Raw genomic sequence first — 6,405 nt, 5'->3', positions numbered from 1 at the left:
CTCCCGCCGCCGCGGCGCCCAGGCCGGCGACGCGGCCGGGCCGTCCCGGCCCTCCGGCTGACGGCCCGGCCGCCTCCCTGCGGTCCCGTGGGACCAACGGCTGCTCCCACCGGGACGGACGGCCCTCCACGCGGGGACGCCGGCGGCGGATGCTCGGCGCATGAAGACGACCGCTCCTCGCGCGCCGACGTCGGTGCGCACCCCCCGCCCCCTGCTCTCGGGCTTCGCCGCCCTCAACGCCGTCCTGGCGTGGATCGGCGGCATCGCCCTCATGGACGGCGTCATCGACCTGGGTGACGAGCTGAACCGGCGGCTGCCGTTCGACAGCCCCGTGCTCGGCGGACTCGCCCTGATGGTCGTCGTGGCGGCGCCCCTCACCCTGCTGGCCTGGCTGGCCTGGGTCGACGACCCCCGCGCCGACCGCGCGTCGGTGCTGGTCGGCGTCCTGCTGGTCGGCTGGATCGCCGTGCAGATCGCGTTCCTCCGCGAGCTTTCGTGGTTCCACCCGACCTACGTGGCGGTGGGGGCGGTCCTGATCGGCGTGGGCCTGCGCCGGCGCGCCTGACGCAGGCCGCGCCGGCCGGTCCCCCTCCCGGGGCTAGCGCGAGGTCTCGAGGAACGGCGCCTCGGCGACCTCCGCGGGCTGCTGTGCGGCCAGGTCGCGGGCCTGCTGGGCCCGACCGGTCCGCGAGCCGCGCGTCGGGGTGCCCGACGCCGGGACGGGCTGGTCCTTGCCGCCCACGAGGCTCTCGAGCTCGCCCGACACCTCGCGCAGCGCGGCGGCGGCGGCCTGGGTCCGCGCGGAGCCCGCCGAGGTCTCACCGGCGGCGGTGGCGACGGCCTTGATGTTGGCGAAGATGTCCTGGGCGCCGGTCGCGGCCTCGTTGATGCTGCGGGTGATCTCGCTGGTGGTCGCGGTCTGCTCCTCGACCGCGGAGGCGATCGTGTTCTGCATGTCCGCGATGCGGTTGATGACCTCCTGGATGGCCGCGGTCGACTCGACGGCCTGGGAGGTCTCGCTCTGCACGAGCCGGATGCGCTCGCCGATCTCCTCGGTGGCGCGGGCGGTCTCCTCCGACAGCTCCTTGACCTCGTTGGCCACGACGGCGAAGCCCTTGCCGGCCTCGCCGGCGCGGGCCGCCTCGATGGTCGCGTTGAGGGCGAGCAGGTTGGTCTGCTCCGCGATGGTGGTGATGACCTCGATCACCTTCCCGATCTCGGCCGAGGTGTGCCCGAGCTCGACGATCTGCTCGGACGTCCGCGACGCGGTCTGCACGGCCTCGGCGGCCACGCGGGCCGCCTCGGTGGAGGACGACGAGATCTCTGCGACGGACGACGACATCTCCTCCATCGCGGTGGCGACGGTGGTCACGTTCGTGCTGACGAGCTGTCCGGCCTCGGCGACGACCGACGCCTGGGCGGCGGTCTCCTCGGACGCGGCCGCCACCTGGGACGACACCGCGGCGAGGTCTTCAGCGGATCCCGCGACCGACGTGGCCGACCGGCGGACCCGCCGCGAGACGCCGACGGCGATCAGGGCGCCGATCCCCCCGGCGGCCGCGACGGCGAGGATGCTGCCGACGATGATGGTCGTGCGGGCGGTCGAGGCGGTCGACGCCGCGTCGGCGTCGCGCTCGGCGAGGAGGGCCTCCTCGTCGGCCTGGATCTGGCCGATGAGGTCGCGGATCTGGTCCATCACGACCCGACCGCGGTCCTCCAGGACGACGGCGAGCGCGGCGTCGGCGCCCTCGGCGCGGTAGAGGTCGATGGTCTCCTGCATCTCGGCGAGCTTCGCCTCGACCAGCGGCCGGAGCTCGGCGATGCGGTCCTGCTGCACCGGGTTGTCGGCGGTGAGCTCGGCGATCTCGTCGACCGCGCCGCGCGCCTCGGCGGCGCCGGCGTCGTAGGGCTCGAGGTACGCGTCGTCACCGACCAGCAGGAACCCGCGCTGCCCGGTCTCTGCGTCCGTCAGGCCGCTGGTGATGCGGTCGACCCCCCCGAGCACCTGGTGGGTGTGCTCGACCCACCCTGCGGTCTGGTCCAGGCTGGACACGGCGTTGAACGACACGACGCCGATGATGACCAGCGCGATGACGGGGATGGCGAATCCGAGCGCCAGGCGGCGCTGGATGGTGAGGTTCGACACGACGGGGGTTCCTTCTGGGGGAGGGGGGCAGACGCCCGGGACGCGCGCGGGACCTGCACGCGTTCGCTCCTCATCGGCCGATCCCCCGCCCGCTTGAGGGTCCGGGTGTCCGCCCGGACCCCCCGTCCCGTCGGCACTCCGCCTAGCATGGCGGTGCAGTCAGATGGTTGGCCGGATCAGCGGCCGCGCCACTTCAGAGCGGGCCGCGGCATGCCGATGTACGGGGGACGGAACCCTCACGGGACGTGGTGCAGACGTGGAACAGAACTGGGAGGACGCCTCGCTCCGGCGGCTCATCGACGAGCTGCCGGATCTCGTCTGCCGGTTCAGCCCCGACGGCACCCTCCGCTACGTGAACCGGGCGTACGCCACCTTCCACGGCACCACCCCGAAGGCCATGGTCGGCCGGCGCTTCACCGACTTCGTCGACGACAGCGTCCGGCCGGCGATCGAGGCGGCCCTGGACGCCATGCGGGCGACCGACCCCGACCAGCCCGTGCGGCGCAACACCCACCAGAGCCTGTCGGCAGAGGGTGAGGGGCACTGGCACGAGTGGACCGACCGCGCCTTCTTCGACGCCGAGGGCACGCTGCTCGGCTTCATGTCGATCGGGCGGGACGTCACCGAGCTCCTCGCTCGCCAGAGCGCCGTGGAGCACGACCTGCTGTACGACCACCTGACCGGCGTCCTGAACCGTCGCGGCCTGCTGGCCGAGCTCGGTGACCGGCTGGTCCGCAGCGACCGCCCGTTCCTCGTCGGCTACGTCGACATCGACGACTTCAAGCGGGTCAACGACGTGGATGGCCACGGGGTGGGGGACGCCACCCTCGTCGCGGTCGCCGCCGCGCTCGAGTCGCTGGTCGCGGGCTCGCCCGCCCACGCGCACGGCGCGGGGGAGGGGGCGGTCGGCCGCATCGGCGGCGACGAGTTCGTCGTGATCATGGGCCACGACCCCGGGCGGGCGCCGACGGCGACGGGTGTCGACGCCTGTCTGGACCGCGCGCTTGGCGCGCTCTCCCCTGCGGTGTCGGTCAGCTGCGGCTGGACGGTGGCCAGGCCGGGCGACGACGCCGACTCGGTGCTGCGCCAGGCCGACGGCGACATGTACGCCCGCAAGCGGAACCGCCGGCTGTCCGCCTGATCACGACCCCTCGTCCGCGCGGGTGAGCCGTCCACCGAGGAGGGGTTCGTCCGGGCTGCGGATGTCCGCGTTCGGGATCCCGTCGGGGTGCTCGTCGCGCACGTGGTCGAGGCAGTCGAGCGCGATCTCGAGGTGGGTCCGCTTGCTCTGCTCGTAGAAGCTGCGGGCGGCGGTCGACAGCTTCGGCGAGCCGTGCAGCGGCTTGTCCGACACGCACAGCAGGGTGGCGTTGGGGATCCGGTAGCGGAACCCGTTCGCGGCGATCGTCGCCGACTCCATGTCCACCGCGACGCAGCGCGCCTGGTTCATGCTCGCGAGCTCCTGGGCCTGGTTGAGCTCCCAGTTGCGGTTCGCCGTCGTGTAGACGATCCCGAGCCGGTAGGGCGCCTCCCGGCGCTCGAGCGCGGCGATGAGGTACTGGTTCAGCCGGTGGTTCGGGATCACCGGGACGGTGGTCGGCAGGACCCCGTCGAGGACGTGGTCGGCGCGCAGGTAGCTGGTCGCCAGCACGAAGTCGCCGAGGTCCTGGTGGTTCCGCAGCCCGCCGCAGTGGCCGATCATCACCATCGCCTCGGGGCGGAGGACCGCGAGGTGGTCGGTGATCGTCTTCGCGTTCGACGGGCCGACGCCGATCTCCACCAGGCTGACCCCCGTGCCGCCCGGGCGGTGGTGGTGGTAGGCCGGCATCTGGACCCCGGCGCGGTCCGGCTGCTCGGCGTCGCCGAAGCGCTCGAGGAACGCCTCGACGTGCATCCGGTAGTTCGTGAACAGCACGTAGCGCTGGAAGGACTCCGCCGGCGTGCCGGTGTAGTGCGTCAACCGGTCCAGGCTGAGCGCCATCCGCTCCGGCCCGAACAGGAACAGCTTCTTCGCGCGCAGGTCCGCGCCCTCGTCCAGGGCGTCGAAGAACCCGGGGTCGTCGAAGCCGGTCGCGCGTCGGGCGGCCGTGATCTCGACCCGGGCGCCGCCGGCCAGCAGCGCCGCGAGCTCGCGGAGCAGGTAGGCCCGGATCGCCGCCGGCCGTGCGAACTCCCCGCTGATGCGCGGGTTGTGCGTCGACCACGGCCGGTGCACCACCACGTGCGGGTACCACCCCTCCTCCCAGGCCGCCTCCATCGCGTCCACGATCGCCGCCGCCTGCGCCGGCTCCGCCTCCACCACCACGTCCGTCATGGTCCGTGAGCCTACGGCCCCCGCGGTCGCCCCCCGGCCCCGTCCCGGTCCCCACCCGCACTCCCCGGCCCCTCCCCACCCGCATTCCCCTACCCCCACCACGGATCGACTCCGAGGTCGTGCCACGACGGCAACCTCGTGCTGATCCGTCACCCGGTCCTCCGGATCGGTGCGCTCGAGACGCGTGCTCGGAGTCGATCCGTGCGCCTGCGGAGTCGATCCGTGGGGTTCCCCGGGTGGTGGGAGCGGGGTGTGGCCCAGACGTGGCACGGCCCCGGACCTGCGAGGAGGTCCGGGGCCGTCAGAGGTGGTCGCTCGATCAGCGGGTGCCGGCGAGCACCGGCGCCTCCTCTGCGATCCAGTCGTCGCCCGGGGGCTGGTGACCGGCGGGAGGGCCGGCTGGGCGCTGCGGGGCGGACCCGCTGGTGCGACCGATGAGCGACCCGACCTCGGCGGCGACGCCGTTCAGGGCGGCCGCGCGCTGCTCGGTGCGGAGGGCGCCCTCGGAGGCGCGGGCGGCGGCGGAGGCCACGGTGGAGACCGACTCGGCGATCTCGCGGGCGCCCTGGGCCGCCTCGGAGACGCTGCGGGCGATCTCGTCGGTCGTGGCGTTCTGCTCCTCGACGGCGGCGGCGATCGTGGTCTGGATGTCGTTGACCTGCGTGACGATCGCGGTGATCTGCTCGATCGCCGCGGTGGCGCCGCCGGACTCGGCCTGGATCGACTCGATCGTCTGGCTGATGACCTTGGTGGCCTCGGCCGTCTCGCGGGCGAGCTCCTGCACCTCGTTCGCCACGACGGCGAAGCCCTTGCCGGCCTCGCCGGCGCGCGCCGCCTCGATGGTGGCGTTCAGGGCCAGCAGGTTGGTCTGCTCGGCGATCTGGGTGATGACCTCGACGACCTTCGAGATCTCCTCGGACGCCGCCGCGAGGCGGGCGACGGTGTTGGAGGTCTCCGCCGCCGCGGTGGCGGCCTGACCGGTGATCGTCGTGGCGGTGGAGGTCTGCTCGGCGATCTCCTGGGAGGAGGCGCTCATCTGCTCGACGGCGGCCGCCACGGTGGAGACGTTCGCCGACACCTGGTCGGCGGACACCGCGAGCGTGCCGGTCTGGGCGGCAGACTCGTCGGCGTCCTCGCGCATCCCGACCGCGATGGAGGTCAGGTCGTGGGCGGCGCCGTCGACCGCAGCGGCACCCCGGGCGACGCGCCCGCGGATCGCGCGGATGACCACCACGATGCCGAGCCCGAGCAGGAGGGTCGTCACGACCGCGGCCACCAGGCCGACGAGCCGGTTGCGCTCGGACGTGGCGAGCGTGTCGTCGAAGTTCGCCTCGACTGTCGAGCGCTGGGCCTCCACCCAGGTGGAGAGCTGCTCGAAGGCGGCGAAGCCGTCGGTGTCCTGCGAGGCCATCTGGGCCGCGACGGTCGCGCCGTCACCGGCGGCGATCGCCGCCAGCATGTCGTCCATGCCCTGGACGACGACCTCGACGGCACCTGCGATCTCCTGGGCGCCGGCATCCGGTGACGCCGCGAGGATCGCCGCGTCGGCGCGGGCGGCGTCGATGCTGACCTGCGCGCTCCCGATGCCCTCGGACAGCACGGCCGGGTCGGTCGTGCTGAGCAGCGTCGGCAGGCCGGCGTACGCCATGAGGATGTCCCCGCGGGCGGACTCGGCGGCCACGACGGGCGTGAGATCGGTGTAGACGTCCTCGAGAGCGGTCTCGTTGACGTCGATGCGGCTGATGAGGAAGGCGCTGAGGACGAGGTACGCGACGACGGCGACGCCGAGGGCGGTGCCGAGCATGCGCTGGATGGTCATGGTGCGGAACACGAGGTGTCTCCAGGGGACGGAAGTGGTGTCCCGGACTGATCGGCACCACGGACGGTGACATGAGCGGCTGCCCGACGGGTGTCACCGGCCCCTCGCTATGCTCCGCAACCGCCG

General features: G+C 73.3%; 5 protein-coding genes. 2 read left to right on the top strand and 3 right to left on the bottom strand.

Annotated elements, in window-relative coordinates; genetic code table 11:
* Window positions 1-160: 160 nt before the first annotated feature.
* Window positions 161-565, top strand: a complete 405-nt coding sequence (locus tag ACEQ2X_RS22340; RefSeq protein WP_370328094.1) for a hypothetical protein — start codon at window positions 161-163, stop codon at window positions 563-565.
* Between the two features lie 33 nt (window positions 566-598).
* Here ACEQ2X_RS22340 and ACEQ2X_RS22335 read toward each other — a convergent pair whose 3' ends face one another.
* A complete protein-coding gene (locus ACEQ2X_RS22335) occupies window positions 599-2,146 on the bottom strand; it encodes a CHASE3 domain-containing protein (protein ID WP_370328093.1) in 1,548 nt (515 codons plus the stop codon).
* Window positions 2,147-2,402: 256 nt separating this feature from the next.
* On the opposite strand from ACEQ2X_RS22335, the gene ACEQ2X_RS22330 reads away from it, so the two are divergent.
* Complete coding sequence (locus ACEQ2X_RS22330) at window positions 2,403-3,287, top strand: GGDEF domain-containing protein (protein WP_370328092.1); 885 nt, start codon at window positions 2,403-2,405, stop codon at window positions 3,285-3,287.
* On the opposite strand, the gene ACEQ2X_RS22325 is transcribed toward ACEQ2X_RS22330, so the two are convergent.
* Entirely contained in the window at window positions 3,288-4,460 is a 1,173-nt protein-coding gene (locus ACEQ2X_RS22325; RefSeq protein ID WP_370328091.1) for an AMP nucleosidase, read from the bottom strand. It abuts the gene before it with no gap.
* Between the two features lie 319 nt (window positions 4,461-4,779).
* Entirely contained in the window at window positions 4,780-6,291 is a 1,512-nt protein-coding gene (locus tag ACEQ2X_RS22320; RefSeq protein WP_370328090.1) for a methyl-accepting chemotaxis protein, read from the bottom strand.
* Window positions 6,292-6,405: the final 114 nt, after the last annotated feature.

The sequence above is a fragment of the Euzebya sp. genome, assembly GCF_964222135.1.
In the GTDB taxonomy this organism is placed as follows: domain Bacteria; phylum Actinomycetota; class Nitriliruptoria; order Euzebyales; family Euzebyaceae; genus Euzebya.
The sequence above is the reverse complement of the archived record's forward strand: the minus strand, read 5'-3'. Positions and strand labels throughout refer to the sequence as shown.

Excerpts from the sequence above, each read along its gene's own strand:
- ACEQ2X_RS22340 (WP_370328094.1), top strand. The coding sequence starts at position 161 with ATGAAGACGACCGCTCCTCGCGCGCCGACGTCGGTGCGCACCCCCCGC.
- ACEQ2X_RS22325 (WP_370328091.1), bottom strand. The coding sequence starts at position 4,460 with ATGACGGACGTGGTGGTGGAGGCGGAGCCGGCGCAGGCGGCGGCGATC.